This window comes from Martinezella calliandrae, assembly GCF_030272695.1.
Taxonomy (GTDB): domain Bacteria; phylum Pseudomonadota; class Alphaproteobacteria; order Rhizobiales; family Rhizobiaceae; genus Rhizobium; species Rhizobium calliandrae.
This window is the reverse complement of the sequence record NZ_JARFYN010000224.1, coordinates 1-403: the sequence shown is the minus strand read 5'-3', so window position 1 is coordinate 403 and position 403 is coordinate 1. Positions and strand designations below refer to the sequence as shown.

Annotated in this window: 1 protein-coding gene; it reads right to left on the bottom strand. The window is 65.0% G+C overall.

Annotation, left to right across the window (positions count from 1 at the left end; translation table 11 throughout):
- Window positions 1-403 (bottom strand): condensation domain-containing protein (locus PY650_RS36850; RefSeq protein ID WP_285885041.1); only part of this gene is annotated, 403 nt, incomplete at both ends.

The following is a 403-nucleotide window of genomic DNA, read 5'->3' as shown; positions in this document are numbered from 1 at the left end:
CTGGGTCAAAAGGAAGACGTGCTCCTCGTCCGACATGTCGATCAGCCGCCCGCGGATCAGCGGCCCGCGCGAAAGATCAAACGGCGTACGCGCTTCCTCCTGGCACAGCTCCAAAAGCGCGGCTTGCGCATCCGCCCTGCCCTTGAGATCGTGCTCGAGCACCGGCAGACCCGCATCCAGCGGCAGAAGCTCGACCCGGGGCTTGCCCTCAGGTGCGACAAAGATGCTGCGCAGCGCCTCATGGCGCGCAAACAGGCGGTCAAGGCTGCGCTGCCAGGCGCTGCGCTCGAGCGCACCGTGCAGTCGCAAGACCAGCGGAATATGATAGTTGGTGCTCGCCTCGTCCAGCTGCGCCAAGAACCAGAGCCGCTGCTGGGCAAACGACGGTACAAGCGGCTCTTGA